Here is a 16862-nt window from a genome sequence, read left to right on the forward strand (position 1 = left end):
TTAAACTGCAACTGAGACAGACCGGTGCGGTCCGGTGTCCGGGCCGACTGTCTCCGGCGAGGGGCACATAGCCGTTCGTTCAATCGTACCGGTAACAGCATTCTATGGTTTCTCTCGATCACTCAGCTCGAACGCAACAAAATCGGACTGCCAGAACTCCCTCCAAACCGCCTTCGTTTGGCCAACGCCCGATTTTGCGTGTGAGGCCTGGCGCACTCTCGTTGACGTTACATAGCCTAGAAGCTATATTCGCGCCACGAGTAGTGGTTGGCGCGCCGCTGCCTGACGGGCTTTGCCGCCCCGAAGCCTCAAGCCGAGTGATGAGATGAGAGAAAAGTTGCATGGCGTCGTCGCCTCGGCGCATCGCCGGGGTCAGTTCGGGCAACCTTTAGATCAACAGAAACAGGAGGTCGAAGGTCTGCGCGAATTGCGTCAAATCGCTGGTAAAGGGCAGGCGGACGTCGCATCAGCTCTCAACATCAAGCAGCCATCTGTCTCGAAGATCGAGAAGCAGTCGGATATGTATCTCTCGACCTTGCGCTCATACGTCGAAGCGATAGGCGGGCAGCTTGAGTTGACTGTGAAGCTGCCCGCTCGACCGGCGGTCACGGTTCAGCGTCTGGGTGACGTCGGTTTGGCGAACGATGAGCAAAAGAATGGGCCGCGGCGACGCGACGCCACTCGGTGACGATGACCAAGAGAATGAGTAGTAACGGGGGAAGGCCGTAGCCTTCGCGTGGGGAAAAGAAGCAATGACCGTGGCACCGATAGACGCCACTACGATTTCCGTTTTGCATACGCTTCACAAGCTCGACAATGACTTTGGTGCGATGGCAACTGCCTTTGAGAATGGAGAGTTTGCCCTGTGGGTCGGCTCCGGTATCTCCCGGAAGGCGCCGAGTCTCGGTAATCTCGTAACGCGCGCCGTCGAGTTCCTCCGACAACGAACCGCCGATCCCGCGACGTCGGCCCGATTTCGCCCTGCCCTTGCTACTGCTCTCAGATATGGCGGTGTAGAAATCGCCGACGTCGAACCTCACCTCGGTGTCTCCTTCTCTTTGTGGCCCAACTACACGCAAATCCGTGATGCCCTGTGGAACAGGTACTCCGAACTCTTAGACGTGCGTCTCCAGGGAGAACCAAGCGATTTCATGTTATGGGACGCAGTCGATGTGCGCGACGCGTTCAGTCACCCCGCTCCACCCGCCAGTGAGCAACTGAGCATCGCTGTCCTCATTCTTGAAGGCGCGCTCCAAGAAATCGCGTCGGCAAACTGGGATGGGTTTATCGAAGCAGCCGTCGAGCAGCTCGCTGGGACCATCCACGGCAATTTACAGGTCGTTGTCGATCCGGCCCATCTACGAGATGCGCCGGGAAAAGCCCGCCTGCTCAAGTTTCACGGCTGCATCATCCACGCGACCGACGATCCTGCAACCTATCGTAACTCCTTGATCGCAAGCAAAACGCAGATCCTGAACTGGCCGGAGGCTCAGGCAACCGCCGCGATGCGGGCCGAGGTAGTCTCAGCCGCGACAAATCTCAAGGCCCTCATGGTCGGGCTTTCGCTTCAGGACGTGAACCTTCAATCTGTCTTTGTCAGGGCCCGCCAAGCAAATCCATGGCCTTGGCCCAGCACGCCGCATGCGCAAGCTCATGTTTTCTGCGAGAACGAAATCGGCGAGGGGCAGCGCCAGATCCTAAAGACCGTGTATGCGGACGCGTATAATGACAATATCCCCGACATCGAGGCGAGCGCCCACCTCCAGGCATGGGGTGAGCAAGTCTTGCTCGCCTTTGTCTTAAAGGTGATTACAGACAAGCTTACCGTGCTAATGCGCCTCAGCGTCGAGAGCAAATCAAGCGCGGCGAGCGCAGATCAACTCGCTCATTCTCTCAAGCAATTGCGGGATGCGATCGCAGCGCAAGCAGTCGGCGATCGCACCGCATTCGCCAATTCTGCGATTGCCATGTGGTCGCGCATGATCAGCCTGTTTCGGACCGGCGAACTGCCGGCTGCGCCAAACGCCTATCAGCTTATCAGCGGCAGCTCCCTTGGCCAATTGGCCCAGGACGCGAATGCCCGAGCCGCCTCGTTCGGGGAGCTTGCCATCGCCCTAGCTCTGTTGTCAGACGGACAGGCCGAAGGCCTCTGGCAGCTGAGTGGGCCGACGGGCGCCGATTTGTCTGCCGGCGCACTTACATCAACCCCGACCTGGGAGAGTGCGCAGCCACGAGCCATCTTCTTTGTCCGGTCCGCAAAAGTCGCGCTCGACTTGCAGAAAAGTGGAGCGTTTGCCAACGACAACACCATTGTTATTCATGCGGACGATGCATGGCATCAGCTTCAACAGCGAGGCACTCCGTCGCCGCGCAGGCCGAAGCGCTCTCCCGGCCGCACAGGCGGTCCCACCACTCTTCATGTTAGCATCACCCAGATTGCCGAAGCGGAGCCCGACATCGCCGCATTACGCAAGCGCTTTTCCTCTGAGGTGATCCTATGACCGGCAGCTTGCTCGTCCGCGGCCTCGTGAAGAGATTGGAGGCTGCAGGATATCAGTCTCTTGAAACGCCATTCAGAGTGGCATCCGTCGATTTCGAGTTCACCGCGGCGTTGCTCGGCACCGCGGGCCGCGGGCTAGATCTCATCTTGGTTGTCGACACCGCCACAGGCGACCACGGCGATCGCGATGCAACCAAAGTCAGGCAGCGGGTCGAGGCTCTCAGCCGAGCACTCGACATCACCGGGTCTCGCTACGTCTTGACCGTCATTCTTGCCGGTGCTTCGCTTCAAGACGATATCGAGGCCCTCTCAGCGACCTGCCGGGTGCTGACCATCGAACATGCTGCGCTCGACGGCGCCGGACAGCCTGTAGGAGATGCGGCGGCGGAAACTCTAGATGACCACATTCGCGTGTTACTCCCATTGGACCTGCGAGGCGATGATGCCGGCGAAGCTCTCCAGGGTGATCCCATTGCGGAGCTTCTGTCTGTGCTGCCTAAGGCTGTAGACAGTGAGTTGGTCCGGGCGATTACCGAAGCTTCAATGAACGGCGATGAGGCCGTGACGAAGGCGCTGGGAACGCGTTTAGAGGAGGTCCTTTCAGAGGACGAGAGCCCATGACGGATATTCTGCTCCGCCAGCTGGAGATTACAAATTTCCGCAGCATCAGGGGGACCATCCAGGCGCCCTTAGATGCGAAGGTGGTGCTCGTGCATGGGGAGAATGGCGCTGGGAAAACAAGCCTGCTTTCGGCCATCGAACTCGTGCTTACTGGGCGGGTCATTTCCTTGCAGCGTGCCGATCCGCAGTATATGTCCCAACTTCTGCACCGTGCGCCGATGCCGAGCCTTGGCAACCGCGGTTCTATCAGCTTGCAAACAGAAGGCTTGGCCGGCGAGAACAGCTTCTCAGCCGAGATCAACCAAGCTGGCGTGCAAACGCGGACGATCCTGGCCAGCGGTGCCGCGTCGTTCTTCAGCGAGCGATGCTACCTTCCGCAAGCCCTACTAGGGCAGTTATTGCAGATCTACCAGGATTCGGACGCTGCGCCAGATTCCCCCCTTTCTCGCTTTGTCAACGAACTGCTCGGCTTGGATCGCCTGGACGCAATCGAAACAGGCCTGTCGCCCGTCGGAGATATCCGCAATCTCCGGAAGACAACTGAGCGATACGGCCAAGTCGAGTACGAGAAATCCCAACTTGAACGCAGCCTCGCGGAACACCGCCGCACACGCGACGTGGCTGAGAAGGCGCTCGACGCCGCATTGTCGGAACTCAATAATGCGCGGTCGGTTCTCGACCTAACCGACCCGGTCGATTGTTCAAATCTTGACGCTGTTTTGGATGAGCTACGGGAAATTCCGGAGGAAGCGGCGCTTTCTGATCTCCACGACCAGCGGCTCCGACTGGAGGCGATTGCTCGGGAGGCAAGTCGCAACGCCGATGCAGACAGCCAGCAAGATGAAAGTGTGCTTGCAGAGGCCCATCGACAAGCGAGTGAGCGTCTCCGCCTGTGGCAACAGCAATTTGATCGGCCAGTGCAAGCCCTGCGCACGCGCATCGCTCGGACGTTCCCAGAACTCAATGCATCTCACTCCGACCCGCAAGCGTACCAGAGCTTGGCTCTTGCATCCCTCCGTGAGAAGCGAAAGCAAGCTGAAGATCGTTCTGCTCGTGCCGCGCAAGACACGAAGCGGCAAGCAGAAATCAACAGCGAACTCGTGGTCGCCACGAAAAATCTTCAGACGATCGACGACGAGATCGGACGAATCGCCGAGAATTCCGGAGCGTTGGGAGCCGTCCTCGCCGAACTTACATCGTTCATTTCTAATGAAACATGCCCCGTTTGCGATCGTGATTTCGGGGAAGAGCGTAAGGGACCATTATCCGATCATGTAAATCACAAGGTTCGCGCTCTAACGGGATCAGCGGAACGCCTGCTCGGTCTCAGTCGCAATCGATCATCCCAACAAGAGCAGATCGAGCGTCTGGAGCGAGAAAGCGCAGAGATCCAGTCCCGGTCTGTCCCGCAGAAGGAGATCATTGATCTCGATCGACTAGCTGGCACTCTCGACGAACTGATCGCCGAACTGGAGCGGCTTGCTCCTGCCATGACTGAGGGAGCAGCACATGCGGCCTCCGAGACCGCGGCGCGGCGCGCCCTAAGCGACTATCAGTCTAGTAATTTAGCTCGGACCGCGACGATGGCAACGCTCGCGGAATTTGCAAGCTCATTGAATCAGAAGGCGCCCGGTCCGCTGGATATACCAGAACAGGTCGTGACACAATTCAGAGCTGTGATCGAAGAGCGCATCCGGGTACAGACCTCCCGCGCGACAGAGAGAAGCCGCGCGCGAGATTCCGTGACGCGAGCCAAGGTCGAATTGGCGCGGCGAAAGGACGCTGACGATCGGATCCTCGAAGACCAGACCAAGCACGCTCGTGCCGACGAGGCTCTGAAGCGGGCAGCGGAGATACGTTCCGACGCTCAAACGATCAAGAATAAGGTCGAGGCCGTAAGGTCCAAAATTATCGGCAAGGAATTCAACGATCGGCTAAATCGGCTATGGCGGGATCTATTTATACGCTTGGCTCCAAATGAGCCCTATGTTCCAGCCTTCCGTATCCCGACAGACTCTACTCACAGATTACAGCCGAAGCTGATCACAACCCATCGCTCCGGGCAGGCAGGTGGCACACCTGGTGCGATGCTCAGCGCAGGAAATCTCAATACCGCAGCGCTCACGCTTTTCATCGCCCTACATCTAACCGTGACGGCACAGCTGCCGTGGCTCATTCTCGACGATCCAGTGCAGTCGATGGACGATGTTCACATCGCTCACTTCGCCGCGCTACTGCGGACGCTGTCCAAGCAGCACGGGAGACAGATTATTATCGCTGTTCACGACCGCCAGCTCTTTGAGTATCTTAAGCTGGAACTCAGTCCCGCGTTTGAAGGCGATAGCCTGAGGACGCTAGAGCTGTCGCGCGGCGCCGCCGATACACTTTGTTTTCCTGATCGGCGGAGCTTCAGGCAAGAAACGGCGCTTCGATTCGTTGCGTAGGTTGTGGATGCCTGAGCCAGCACTCTAACGATATCAGCCCTTCGGCGCTGCACGCCGAATTACGGCGTTGGCCGTATCCGCCGTTTTTGCGCGTGCTTCGTCGTAATTTTTGCCCAGCTGGGCAAACACGGCGTCCTTGCCATCCGCATTTGCTAAGCTAGAAATCCAGTCGAGATTTCTCAGGGCATACGATCTTTCCGACGGCCTTCGTCCGTCGTCCTCGTCTCGATCGAAGCATCACCCGAACGGTCCACTTTGCGTAGAACGACTATCCGTTCGAGGCCGGTAGCATTGCATGCGGCTACTTTGTAAGATGGGTGATGAAGCCAACTGCCCGCTGTTGCAATTCGGGCTCTAGACCGGTTGCCTTGATTCTCTCAATAATCAGTTCGGAATTGAGGGGCCGAGCGGCGTGGTAGGCTTCGACGAACTCGGTGTCCTTATCCGACAACCGCGCGAGTTTGGACACGATCACGTCCTCAGGGCAGGGCGCAACCGCCAAAACCGTTCGGTCGTCGACCTCTACCTCCTTATAGATCGCCCTCGTGTTCCAGTCAGACGGAAGACGGGCCGTATTTTCGTCCACCCCATCGATATAGAAGCCGTGATTCCGATGAAAATCAGAGCCTTCGCCAAAGAACGCGTTAATCTCTTCGGAAGCTTCCGGAGGGAAATCCGGATCTAGTTCCTTTTGAGTGATCTCCCATAACCTGGCGTTCTCAGGATACGCGTCGATTTCGCCAGATGTTCTCAGGATGACCGGAGCGTCCGGCCAGGAGAGAAGAATGCTTTGACTGCCAATAATGAAGACCTTGTCGGTTTCAAACAGCCGGGCTATCGCCCTGACCGTCTCGACAAGGTCTTCAAAGGTTCGAACGAACGATTGCTGCGTCACGCGGCGATCCGCGCACCCGTGGATTCATGCGCAGCCGATTTCACGGCAAGACGCTTCGCCGCCTGCCAGATACGACGCCTTAGCGCAACGTCGCTAAAGTCGATCCCATCGGCAATCACGAACGGCGACGACAGACGCAAACGAGTCATTCCCTCGTCGCGGCTCGTCAACCGGCGACGTACCTTCGACGGCGGAAGGCGAAGCAAATCATCCCATTCGCTGACGAATGAATAGCCCGCGTAGCGCTCCGAAGCGCTACGATCGAGCGAAATCTTCGCACTGTCGATCAAGGAAGGGTCGCGGCCGATCGCCCGCGCAATAAGCCGATGAATCATCAGCTTCGCGGTGTCGTTTACGTGCTCCTGGTTGACCCGAATGGTCATGGTTTCTGTTGCCTCAAGGGGGGAGCATAAGCATCAGCTAGTAAAAATCAAACTAGCGGCCCCGATCCTTGTTCCCTTTGCGTTCCTTTGTCAGTTCCACTCTACGTTACAACACCCCTCAAGGGCCAGCCTTCACCCCCTTAAGACTTCACTTTTCGTGCCGAACCCCCTTGAAGAAGACGCTGTGTAAGATTATCTTACCTTATGTCGGAGAGCCAAAAGGAGGCGAGCATGGACCCCGTTATGGTTAAAGAAACACTGATCAAGGTTCTCAGTCAGATCCAGACTGATAGCGGCCTGGAATGCCCGCCCCTTAACGGGGCAATAAAGCCGGTCGAGAACATCCCCAAATTCGACAGTAAAGTCTGGCCGGTCGCGACCACAATCCTTGCGACCGAGATCAAGGCTGAGATTCCCAACGACGTGAATATCTTCGTCGACGAGACGACCAAACTGCCTCGAACAATCGACGAGACGGCGGCCTTTATCTGCGACCTTCTCAAGAAGCAAAGCGAGCAAAAAGCCGCCGCAGCAGCATGACCGAGGTTGATTCAATCAAGCGCAGCCAAATTGCTGAGCGCCTCAAGCAGGCACGTAAGCTCGCGGGCCTATCACAAGGTCATGTCGCAAAAATACTGGGCCTGCATCGTCCTTCCGTCACCGAAATGGAAGCCGGCAACCGCCGCGTTTCAGCTGACGAACTCGCTCGGCTTGCCGAGATCTATGACGTCAGCGTCGCTTTTCTGCTTGGCGAGGCGCCGGAAAAGCTCGATGCCCAGGACCCACGGCTCGAGCTTGCCGCGCGCGAACTCTCCAAACTCAAGCCTGATGATCTGGAACGCCTGCTCAAACTGTTGGCCGCAATGCGCAGCGATCCGAACCCCAGCGGAGGCGATCGCTGATGAGCGTGACGCGCACCACCAAGCTCAGCTTCAACCGCCGTGCCTTGGCGACTGAGGCCATGCAGGCCGCCGCGGCCACACGGGCCAAGGCCAAGTTCGATCAGGCCGGGCCGATCTGCATCTACGGATTGTGCGAGACGCTGGGTGTAGTGGTGCGCTTTAACAACATCAATATGGAAGGGATGTATCAGCGCGGCCTTCCTCCGCGCATCCACCTCTCAGCGCGACGGCCACTGCCCCGGCGCGCTTACAATTGTGCGCATGAGCTCGGCCATCACGTATTCGGTCATGGCTCGTCGATCGATGAGCTGCGCGAGGATGCGAAAGCGCAACCCTGGGACGATCCAAAAGAGTTCCTGGCGGATACCTTTGCAGGGTTCGCCCTCATGCCGATCATCGGCTTGCGTCGCGCCTTTGCTGTTCGGCGCTGGACGCCGGAAACGGCGACGCCATCGCAGATATTCACTATCGCCTGCGAGTTCGGCGTCGGCTACGCGACACTTCTCACTCACCTCTCGGCAGGGGTGAACATGCTGTCGCGCGGCCGCGCGGCCGCTCTGCAGCGAGTCACGCCTAAAGACTTGCGCACAAATATTCTTGGCACGCTTACGCCTGAACCGTTGATCGTTGCAGATCGCCATCGTACCGCGCCCACTTTGGATGCGGAGGTCAAGACGCTGCTTCTCCTCCCGTCTGGCGCTGAGATCGCAGGCGATGGACTTGCTTTCGATCGCGATCTAGCTGCTGGACGCCTGTTCCGAGCGGTGAAGCCGGGGATCTTCCAGGCCACCGCCGGTGACTGGGCGGTCTTCGTGCGCATCGCTCCGGTCCAGAAAAATGAGCCGAAGTACGGCTACATCGGTCTCGCTCAATATCGCCACTTGGAGGAGGACCTGGATGAGTAAGGCCAAGATTTTCGTAGCGCCGCCGCCTTTGATGATTGACGACACCAATCTGTCGCGCGCCTGGGCGAGACTGCTACTGCAGATTCTCGACGGCGCCGGGACCGAGGTCGCCCCGTTGACGTTGAGCCTGAGCGGCTTCGACGAAAATGGCGCTGCCTCCGAAAACCCAGCAGTGCGCCAGGCTCTCGATCGGCTGCTCAAGCGCAAGAGCCGGCTCGTGGTCGACGACGTCGCGTTCACGATCTTCCCGCAACGCCTTTGGGAAATGTCACGCGGCGACCGGGCCCGCCTTTTCACCCTCTATCGCGCGACATTCCCGCGCTGGCAGGCGATGAACCGCAAAGCCAATGGCCGCGGGCTGTATTTTGAGCGCATGGTCATGTATGGCCGGGGACCCTGCAATGGGAATCAACTGGAGTGGATCTTGTCTCAATACAATTCCCGGACCGGCGTACGGCGATCGATGCTGCAAGCAACGACGTTCGATCCTGAGCGCGACCATGTCGCCAGCGCGCAGCTCGGATTTCCGTGCCTGCAACAGGTCAGCTTCGAGCCCACCCCCGCCGGTCTGGTCACCAACGCTTTCTATGCTACGCAGCAGATCTTCGATAAGGCCTACGGCAATTATCTCGGCCTTGCTCAACTCGGCGCGTTCATGGCTCGCGAGATGGGCATGCCATTAGCCCGCCTGAACGTCATGGTCGGCGTCGCCAAGCTGGAGCGCATTAGGAAGACAGATGCTGATTTCGTTCCCCTCGTGACCGCTGCCCGGGCTTTGCTGGCGCCGCCTACCATAACGGTTCAATCCCATTCCGCAGAATCGGCCTTTTCTGCGTCGGTGGCATCTTGACTTTGAAACCGCCCAAGCCCGCGACGAAGCGTCCCCGTGGCCGTCCTCCTAAATCGCGCAGCAAGCCGTCAACCGCAACTCTTCCAATGGACCTGCCTGTTGCAAGGCAGGCGGCCGATGTCCATCGAGGCGTAGCCGCGCCAATAGTCTTCCGTCACCTTGCGCCAGCAACGGTGACAGAGGTTTATGAAAGCTATTGGCGTTTCGCAGCCGAGCGCCAAGCGGTGTTTTTCCGTCGCGCAAACGGCTCCGTTTATCCCTGGACGCAAGATCCGGTCCTTCTAGTTTACAAATTCACCAATGCCTATCGCGCCTCCGATCGCGTGAGCCAATATCTCATTCGTCACGTCATCTACCGCGACGATCTGCCGAAATCGCCGCGCGAGGTGTTCTTCCGTATCCTGCTGTTCAAGCTCTTCAACAAAATAGAGACATGGGAACGTCTGGAACGCGCGCTTGGCCCGATTACCTTCGAGGATTATCGCTTCGCCGCTTATGACCAAGAGCTAGCGAAGGCGATGAGCGCCGGCCACCGCATCTATTCGGCAGCCTATATCATGCCGCCGGGCAGCAGTGCCTTTGGTCGGTCGGCAAAACACCAGAATCACTTGCTGCTGCTCGAGCGCATGATGTCCGACCGCTTGCCTGAACGCTTGGCTCAAACTCCCACCATGCAGGAGGGATTTGAGAAGCTGCGCGCCTATCCGACGATCGGCGATTTCCTTGCGTATCAATTCATCACCGACATTAATTACAGCGAGCTGACAGACTTCAGCGAAATGGACTTCGTTGTTCCGGGTCCCGGCGCCCGCGATGGCTTACGCAAATGTTTCGCCGACCCAGGTGGCCTCAATGAGCCGGAGCTTATTCGCCTGATGGCTGATCTTCAGGAACGCGAGTTCGAACGACTCGGCCTCGATTTTCAGTCACTTTGGGGCCGGCGACTTCAGTTGATCGACTGCCAGAATCTCTTCTGCGAGGTCGATAAATACGCGCGCGTGGCACACCCGCAGATCATGGGCAAGACTGGCCGCTCTCGCATTAAGCAGAGGTTCGAACCAATGCCGGCGCCCATCGATCTATTCTATCCCCCAAAATGGAAACTCAATGAAAAAATTCGCGTCGCCGCGCAGATCCGACCGGCCGCGAGGTGACGTGAGGAGACGAGTATGGATTTCAATAAGTACCAGAAAGAGGCCCAACGCACGGATCGGGTACCTGCGCGCCGTGAGGCAGACGATCCAGCTTCGCTCATCGTGCCAATGCTCGGTCTCGCCGGCGAAACTGGCCAGTTGCTCAGCGAATACAAGAAGCACCTGCGCGACGGCGAAGCGCATCGCCTGTTCAAGGAACGGGTGTCCGAAGAACTCGGCGATCTGCTCTGGTACATTGCCAACGTCGCGAGCAAATTTGACCTATCGCTCTCCGATATTGCCACCGCCAATCTTTCAAAGGTGAAGGAGCGCTGGGCCAATGATCGCGCCGAGACACCAAATTTCGACACGGACCTTCCTGAGAATGAACAGTTGCCACGCCGATTCCAAGTCGAGCTTATCGACGTAGCAGGCGAGACAGGCCAACGGGTCCGGGTCCTGATCGACGGAAAGCCGTTCGGCGCCGAGCTGACCGACAACGCCTACGATCCGGATGGCTACCGCTTCCACGACGTCTTCCACTTCGCCTACGCCGCCGTGCTGGGGTGGTCACCGATAGCGCGCTCTTTGCTCAAACGAAAACGCAAGAGCCGCCCCCTGCTTGACGAGGTGGAAGACGGCGGACGTGCCGCTGTGATTGAGGAAGGCGTGGCCGCCCTTGTCTTCGACTATGCTCGTCGTCACCGGATGCTGGAGGGAGTCGCTACCCTCGACTTCCAGCTTCTCCGCACCGTCAAGGACATGACATCTCATCTTGAAGTTCGACAGCGCACCACAGGCGAGTGGGAGCAGGCGATCCTGCAGGGCTTCGAAGTCTGGCGTGCCGTGCTGGCTGCGCGAGGCGGGAGAATTGCCGTGGACCTTGACACGCGGCGCATAACCTTCCTGGGTCCGCCGACGGCTCAACCCTGAGCGTTCCCAATCCTAGGTGCGCGGACCCAGTGCAAGAGCGCTGGCCATCGCCAATCCGCCCGCGTGGCTGATGCTGAGCCGCCATTCTGTGACCCCAAGCGCCTCGGCTGCCTTCGCCGCTCCGCCTGAGAGCAGGACCTGGGGCGCAGCACCTGGCGCTCGAGAAATCCGGACGTCAGTGAACGCCACTCCCGCCCCATACCCTGTTCCCAGCGCTTTCAACACCGCCTCCTTCGCGGCAAATCGACCGGCCAGACGATCAGTACGGTCGGTTCCGGCCCCGATCTCATCCAGTTCAGTTTGCGCAAAGCATCGCGGCACCAGCGGATCGCGTGGATCTTCAATCCAGCGCCGTAGTTCGGCAATTTCTACGAGGTCGATTCCGTGTCCGATCACGTTCATGTCTGTTTGCATGCTGAGATGCCCCGGGGATTGGCCGTCCCGTGTACAACTGCCTGTTTATGTGCCCGAGTAGGACACGACTAGGTGGATTTTTCTCTCAATATCGTCTCCATTGTATATCCCCGGGTACCCGTCCTGGCTCGACCGACACCATTCCCAGCGTTTCAACGGCTCGACCGCAGCTCAATGTAACCGCCATGCCGACCTCCGCGACATTCCTTCACTTGACCGATATGCACCTCGCCAAGGCCGGCGTCCCATTCGAGCGTGATGACCACAAGGTGGAAATTCCAGGAATCGAGCGCGAGACACGGGAATCCGCCCTCGAGCTGATGTTCGGCCGTCTCTCTGAGCGGCTAAAGCAGGGCGGACGCCGACTTGACGGCGTACTGTTCTCAGGGGATGCCCAAGACCGAGGGCAGCCCGGCGGCCATCAGATCCTACTCGACCTGCTGCTCCACCACTTCGGATCTCTCGGTATAACAGCTGCGAACATTGTTGCAGTCCCCGGCAACCACGATGTGCCGCGCACGAGCCCGCCGAGTTCGGCTCTGCGCTACGAGGAGTTCACTCAGGTTTGGCGTAAGGCAGGATGTGTGACGCCGTGGCTCGATGGCGTCGATTCATCTGCCAGTGACGGCGGGCCCCATCAGCTCCTCAGCGGAAACCGCCTCTGGGCCGTCTTTCCGATCAACACCAGCAATTGGTCGCATGTGGCGCGAACGCTACCTGAGCCCCTCGCAAGTGCATGGGCCAATCTGCCTACACTCGCGGCAGCCGGAGATTCGGACCGTGAAGGGAAGCTGCGCGAGCAGCTGGATGGACTGGCACGGTACGACATGGCTCGCGTGTCCGGTCGGCAACTAGAGATTCTGCGCGGCCTTATCGAGAGTACGCCACAGCCCGCTGCCGGGCGCCAACTTCGGATCGCGGTGCTTCATCATCACCTTCGCGCTCCCAGCTTGCGCGAGGAGCTAAAGACTTTTGCGGATCCCTCTAACTTGGAGCAAATCAGAAGCTTTTTACGCGACCAGGAAATTGCTGTTGTCGTCCACGGCCATAAGCACGAGCATGCGGCCCAGTTCGAACACATTTACGACCAGATCGGCGACCGCGACCACCGTGCGCTTGTGATCTCAGGCGCGACATTCGAGCCTGGTCGGGATTCTGATGCCGCGCGTCTGATCACCATCAAGGGCATGCCCAACAGCCCGGCCGTCACCATCGAACAGCTCTCCGTCCCGCGTAGCGGCGTGGAAGCCCGTGATCTACCTCCAATCAACCGCAGGATTTGGTCGACAGGTGCTGTTCCAGGGGCCCCTGTGATCATTCAAGGCAGCGACCTCGATGAGGTATACGACCGTGTCTGCGAGGCGGCGGCACATGATGCAGCAAACGGAACGTTGATCGTGCATCTTGATCTGCCGACTGGTGCAAGCGGCGATTTGCCGTTGCCTTTAAACTACCCATTGCCTGAGCCGATGGATGAGGTCGAACGTCGGCGCTGGTTGCGAGAGCTTGTGGAATGGTGGCAGCTTGATCGATCAGGGCTCGAGCACCGCATGCCATTTGTGCATGGAAGTCGACTACGACGTTACGGCGGCAAAATTAATCAGGTGGATCGGATCATCAAGTTATTGAGGGCGCAGGCCAGTACGCGCGCGCTCGCCGTCCTTATCGATCCGTTTCGGGATTTCACACATGACGGGGCGGGAGAAGAATTCGCATCGTTCTGCCTGGTCGAGTTCAAACGACGTGCCCTTGGCGGCGCACAGCACGCGGTTGATGTCATTGCGTTCTATCGCGCGCAAGAGTTTGCGCGTTGGTGGCCGATCAACATTGCCGAAATTCGCCATCTTCAGTGGGAAATTTGCACCGCAATCGGCTTTTCGCCCGGGCGGATCACCACGATCGCCGCTGACGCTCGGACGCATTCGCGCACGCCAACGCAAGTTGCGATGCCCATCATCGATCGTTGGCTCGACCAGGCGCCAGAGCGCATACATTTGCTAGCGAACGCATTTATAACTGGAACTGTCAGAGCTGGCGCCCAGCAGGATGCGGTGCGCGGCTGGGAGCGCTCTTTAGCCGATCTGGAGGCCACCGCAAGCGAGTTCAATGCCGACGGCCTGCCGATCGCCATCGAGGGACTGAAGCTCCTAGCTTCCTACCTTGAGGCTATGGACGAAGAGAAGGAGCCGATGCTAGCGAACGTTGTCCGCGTGCTGCGTCGTCTTGCACGCGCCAACGAAGTCTTTGAGGACCGACGGCCCCGTTCCAAATCGGATTTCGATCTGTGGGCACCAAGCGCATTGGAGGCGGTCGCAGAACTTCGTATCCTCACGCAACAGCGGTTCGGCACGGTCTAGCTCGCCTTGTCAGCGTTGGGACTGGCCAGCTGTGGGTTGTCCTGTTCAGTCAATTCGACGGGCGACTCGGCAAGATCGGACTCAGGAGACGATGGTCCGATGCTGCCCGTATAAGTCTCGTCCGACATGAGCGCAAGGAGCGACGAGGCGTCGGCTGGACTTACTGGAAACTTAGGCTCAGGATTGAAAACCGCGAACGCCGGCGTGCCCAACACCCCGTTACGCAAAATGACTGCTCCGAACGCAGTCACGTAAGTCGCGGTTACATGCGACCCGCCATAGCGACCATATAGGGCCAACGACAGGATGGCTGCTCGTCGCTGGACATGGGGAAGCATGAGATCAGCAGCCGCAATCGCGTGATCCTGGATCGCAATGAAACCCGGACGCTGGCCGGACAACTGGCTCGCGGCTTTGCGCATCGCTTCGAGCAATGGTTTAGAGGAGTCGTCCTCGCGCTTGCTGCGCATGACAACAAGGCACCCGCCTTCCGCGGTAAGGCCACCCGAGATGTGCGTGTTCGGTCCGAATGCTGTACCGCAAGCCTTGTACAGCGCCTCGGGGCCGGACATCGATTGATCCGCCAACACAGCATCGAAGTTCAGGCGTTCCAGAACGAAGCCATCTCCAGCAAATGATGTCTCCGCACCGTCCGCTAGAACCGACCGGACTGCCGTCAGGAGTCCGGCTTGGTCCGAAGTGTTCGGCGACAGCCGCGTGTCGAGAGTAATGAGCAAGACTTCGCGTCGGCAAACAGCGCGTTGAACTTCAAGCGCTGGCAGAATCGCTTCCATGAAGCGGTAGAAGTCTTTCCGGTGGATCTGTCGACCAGCATCAGCCGACTGGCTTTTGCATTCAACCTCACCGGCGAAAGTATCCTTGCTGAATAAGAGATCGAACTGGGCCGTTCCCTCCATGTCGGCAAAACTAACGTCGAACTCAGCATCCATCAGCCTTTGGGCGAGATCGAGCTCGAGGAACAGAGACGCGTAACCTGTCTCTGCCTTGAGGCAATCGCGCAGCCGGCCTTCAAGGTTCTTTTGCCCGACGCGCGATAGCCGCGCGTGTACTTCGACCGTCGTTGCTGCAAACCTCAGAGCTGTGACGATCAGTTCATCGATCAGTTCTGGCCGCAAAACGCCTTCCTTCGTTAAGACGTCATGCTGAAAGCCGATCGCCATTTCAAGCCAGTGATAGTCGCTGATGATCTTCCAGCGGAATGGGGATTTATGCTGTTCCGCATCGAGGTGGTCCAAGCGTTTGAACCAAAGAGGTGTCCATGTCGATGTGGATGATCTTGCGTTGGCGGCTCGGGGAAGCTGCCTAATCTTCATCGCCCTCGATAGTCACGTGGCTAGCCCGGCCGTATCCTCCTTGACGCCGCGGGCGACGATCCGGAGCGTTCCGTCGGCAAGCGGCCGCTGTAGCTTCAAGGCCTCGTCCGGAGGGGCTGTCATCCAGGCCTCCACTTCCTCCGGCGTCGTCAGGATGACCGGCATTGCCTTGGGGTGGATTGCGCCGACCTCGGCGTTCGGCTCCGTCGTGAGGAACGCATAGAGGTCGTTGGTGGTCTCGCCTTCCTTGACCTTCCGAACTGATGTCCAGTTGGCCCAGATGCCGGCGAAGCAGGCGAGGGGACGGGTCTCATCGAGGGCGAACCAGATGTCGCCGCCCTCGGTCTTGTTGAACTCGCTGAAGGAATTGAATGGGACGATGCAACGGTTCTCGACGCCGAGCCAGCGCGCCCAGTGCTTGCTCTTCACGTTGCGGATGTTTGTCGTCCCGCCGTCCGGCTCCATTCTGAGCAATTCCATGAAATCGACCGGCTTGCCCTTGGCCTGCAGTTTTTCGGCCCGTTTCTTGGTGGCGTCCATCAAGGCCTTTGATGACGAAGGCATTCCCCACCGCGCCGTGGCGAGCTCGCGGCCCTCAGCTCCGTTGCGCACGATCGGTGCCTTGTAGTCGGGAAACACGCCGGGCATCGGCGCCAGATTGCCGACGTATCGGTTCACTACGCGAAACAGCGCACTAATAGCAGCTTGGTTGGTCGTGATCGAATAAAGATTGCACATCGGTCAGGACTCGTTTCGAGGGTGGCGCGGCTGCCACGTCAACTGTAGCAGAGTCGCGGATGGACGCCGGCCCGCCTTGGCGCATTTGCGGCAGCGCAGCCGGCTGGCGAGATCGTGCACGAAGGTGGTTGGCGGGTGCTTCATCGCCGCAAGATCGACGTCGCTCGGCGTCTTGCAGCGCGTGCACCTGATCTCGAGCCAAGGGAAGCCTCCGTTCACGGCCTGGTCGATCGTGGGCGACGGATCGATCGGTTCGCCGTCACTCCACATCCGCTCATTCCAGCTTTCGCAAAGCAGCCTGTCAGCTTGCTGGATCATGGCCTCGCCCTTGGCACGCATCTCCGCCGACTGGGCAGCAAGCATGTTGGCCATCGCGCGTGCCTTGCCGAGCTCTTTGGCCAGAGCCTTGCGGTCGCCGCCCGACAAGGGCGTAGGGTGATACTTCGGGGCCAT

Annotated in this window: 17 protein-coding genes; 11 read left to right on the forward strand and 6 right to left on the reverse strand. The window is 58.9% G+C overall.

The features are described from left to right. Window positions 1-325 precede the first annotated feature (325 nt). The 4 genes from ACVWYQ_RS32125 to ACVWYQ_RS32140 all read left to right on the forward strand — a co-directional run bounded on the left by ACVWYQ_RS32125 (window position 326) and on the right by ACVWYQ_RS32140 (window position 5565). A complete protein-coding gene (locus ACVWYQ_RS32125; RefSeq protein ID WP_456726839.1) occupies window positions 326-688 on the forward strand; it encodes an XRE family transcriptional regulator in 363 nt (120 codons plus the stop codon). 64 nt (window positions 689-752) lie between these two features. Beyond that, window positions 753-2501: an SIR2 family protein gene (locus ACVWYQ_RS32130; RefSeq protein WP_456726840.1), complete on the forward strand. Its 1749-nt coding sequence runs from the start codon at window positions 753-755 to the stop codon at window positions 2499-2501. Continuing rightward, on the forward strand, window positions 2498-3121 hold the full coding sequence (locus tag ACVWYQ_RS32135) for a hypothetical protein (protein ID WP_456726841.1): 624 nt from the start codon (window positions 2498-2500) through the stop codon (window positions 3119-3121). The genes ACVWYQ_RS32130 and ACVWYQ_RS32135 overlap by 4 nt, the downstream gene beginning before the upstream one ends. Further along, on the forward strand, window positions 3118-5565 hold the full coding sequence (locus ACVWYQ_RS32140) for an AAA family ATPase (RefSeq protein WP_456726842.1): 2448 nt from the start codon (window positions 3118-3120) through the stop codon (window positions 5563-5565). Before ACVWYQ_RS32135 ends, ACVWYQ_RS32140 begins: the two co-directional genes overlap by 4 nt. A 301-nt stretch (window positions 5566-5866) precedes the next feature. On the opposite strand, the gene ACVWYQ_RS32145 is transcribed toward ACVWYQ_RS32140, so the two are convergent. Both ACVWYQ_RS32145 and ACVWYQ_RS32150 read right to left on the reverse strand, forming a co-directional pair. Next, window positions 5867-6460 (reverse strand): DUF6036 family nucleotidyltransferase, encoded by a 594-nt coding sequence (locus tag ACVWYQ_RS32145; protein ID WP_456726843.1) that lies wholly within the window; start codon window positions 6458-6460, stop codon window positions 5867-5869. After that, window positions 6457-6843, reverse strand: a complete 387-nt coding sequence (locus ACVWYQ_RS32150; RefSeq protein ID WP_456726844.1) for a hypothetical protein — start codon at window positions 6841-6843, stop codon at window positions 6457-6459. The genes ACVWYQ_RS32145 and ACVWYQ_RS32150 overlap by 4 nt, the downstream gene beginning before the upstream one ends. Before the next feature lie 231 nt (window positions 6844-7074). Between ACVWYQ_RS32150 and ACVWYQ_RS32155 the strand changes: the two genes are divergently transcribed. The 6 genes from ACVWYQ_RS32155 (at window position 7075) to ACVWYQ_RS32180 (ending at window position 11566) form a co-directional block, all read left to right on the forward strand. Next, complete coding sequence (locus ACVWYQ_RS32155; RefSeq protein ID WP_456726845.1) at window positions 7075-7383, forward strand: hypothetical protein; 309 nt, start codon at window positions 7075-7077, stop codon at window positions 7381-7383. After that, complete coding sequence (locus tag ACVWYQ_RS32160; protein ID WP_456726846.1) at window positions 7380-7745, forward strand: helix-turn-helix domain-containing protein; 366 nt, start codon at window positions 7380-7382, stop codon at window positions 7743-7745. Before ACVWYQ_RS32155 ends, ACVWYQ_RS32160 begins: the two co-directional genes overlap by 4 nt. Further along, a complete protein-coding gene (locus ACVWYQ_RS32165) occupies window positions 7745-8650 on the forward strand; it encodes an ImmA/IrrE family metallo-endopeptidase (RefSeq protein ID WP_456726847.1) in 906 nt (301 codons plus the stop codon). Before ACVWYQ_RS32160 ends, ACVWYQ_RS32165 begins: the two co-directional genes overlap by 1 nt. Beyond that, window positions 8643-9500: a thymidylate synthase gene (locus ACVWYQ_RS32170; RefSeq protein ID WP_456726848.1), complete on the forward strand. Its 858-nt coding sequence runs from the start codon at window positions 8643-8645 to the stop codon at window positions 9498-9500. The genes ACVWYQ_RS32165 and ACVWYQ_RS32170 overlap by 8 nt, the downstream gene beginning before the upstream one ends. A gap of 86 nt (window positions 9501-9586) precedes the next feature. Further along, window positions 9587-10654, forward strand: a complete 1068-nt coding sequence (locus ACVWYQ_RS32175; RefSeq protein WP_456726849.1) for a nucleotide kinase domain-containing protein — start codon at window positions 9587-9589, stop codon at window positions 10652-10654. A 15-nt stretch (window positions 10655-10669) separates the two neighbouring features. Then, window positions 10670-11566: a nucleoside triphosphate pyrophosphohydrolase family protein gene (locus ACVWYQ_RS32180; protein WP_456726850.1), complete on the forward strand. Its 897-nt coding sequence runs from the start codon at window positions 10670-10672 to the stop codon at window positions 11564-11566. Window positions 11567-11578: 12 nt separating this feature from the next. Here ACVWYQ_RS32180 and acpS read toward each other — a convergent pair whose 3' ends face one another. Next, window positions 11579-11968, reverse strand: coding sequence for a holo-ACP synthase (gene acpS, locus ACVWYQ_RS32185; protein WP_456726851.1), 390 nt, complete (start codon window positions 11966-11968; stop codon window positions 11579-11581). Window positions 11969-12192: 224 nt separating this feature from the next. Between acpS and ACVWYQ_RS32190 the strand changes: the two genes are divergently transcribed. Next, window positions 12193-14337, forward strand: a complete 2145-nt coding sequence (locus ACVWYQ_RS32190) for a metallophosphoesterase (protein WP_456726852.1) — start codon at window positions 12193-12195, stop codon at window positions 14335-14337. On the opposite strand, the gene ACVWYQ_RS32195 is transcribed toward ACVWYQ_RS32190, so the two are convergent. The 3 genes from ACVWYQ_RS32195 to ACVWYQ_RS32205 form a co-directional block, all read right to left on the reverse strand. After that, entirely contained in the window at window positions 14334-15593 is a 1260-nt protein-coding gene (locus ACVWYQ_RS32195; protein ID WP_456726853.1) for a hypothetical protein, read from the reverse strand. The two genes, ACVWYQ_RS32190 and ACVWYQ_RS32195, sit on opposite strands and share 4 nt — an antisense overlap. A gap of 90 nt (window positions 15594-15683) precedes the next feature. Then, window positions 15684-16409, reverse strand: a complete 726-nt coding sequence (locus tag ACVWYQ_RS32200; protein WP_456726854.1) for an SOS response-associated peptidase — start codon at window positions 16407-16409, stop codon at window positions 15684-15686. Between the two features lie 3 nt (window positions 16410-16412). Further along, window positions 16413-16862, reverse strand: a complete 450-nt coding sequence (locus tag ACVWYQ_RS32205) for a hypothetical protein (RefSeq protein WP_456726855.1) — start codon at window positions 16860-16862, stop codon at window positions 16413-16415.

The organism is Bradyrhizobium sp. USDA 3397 (genome assembly GCF_054060965.1).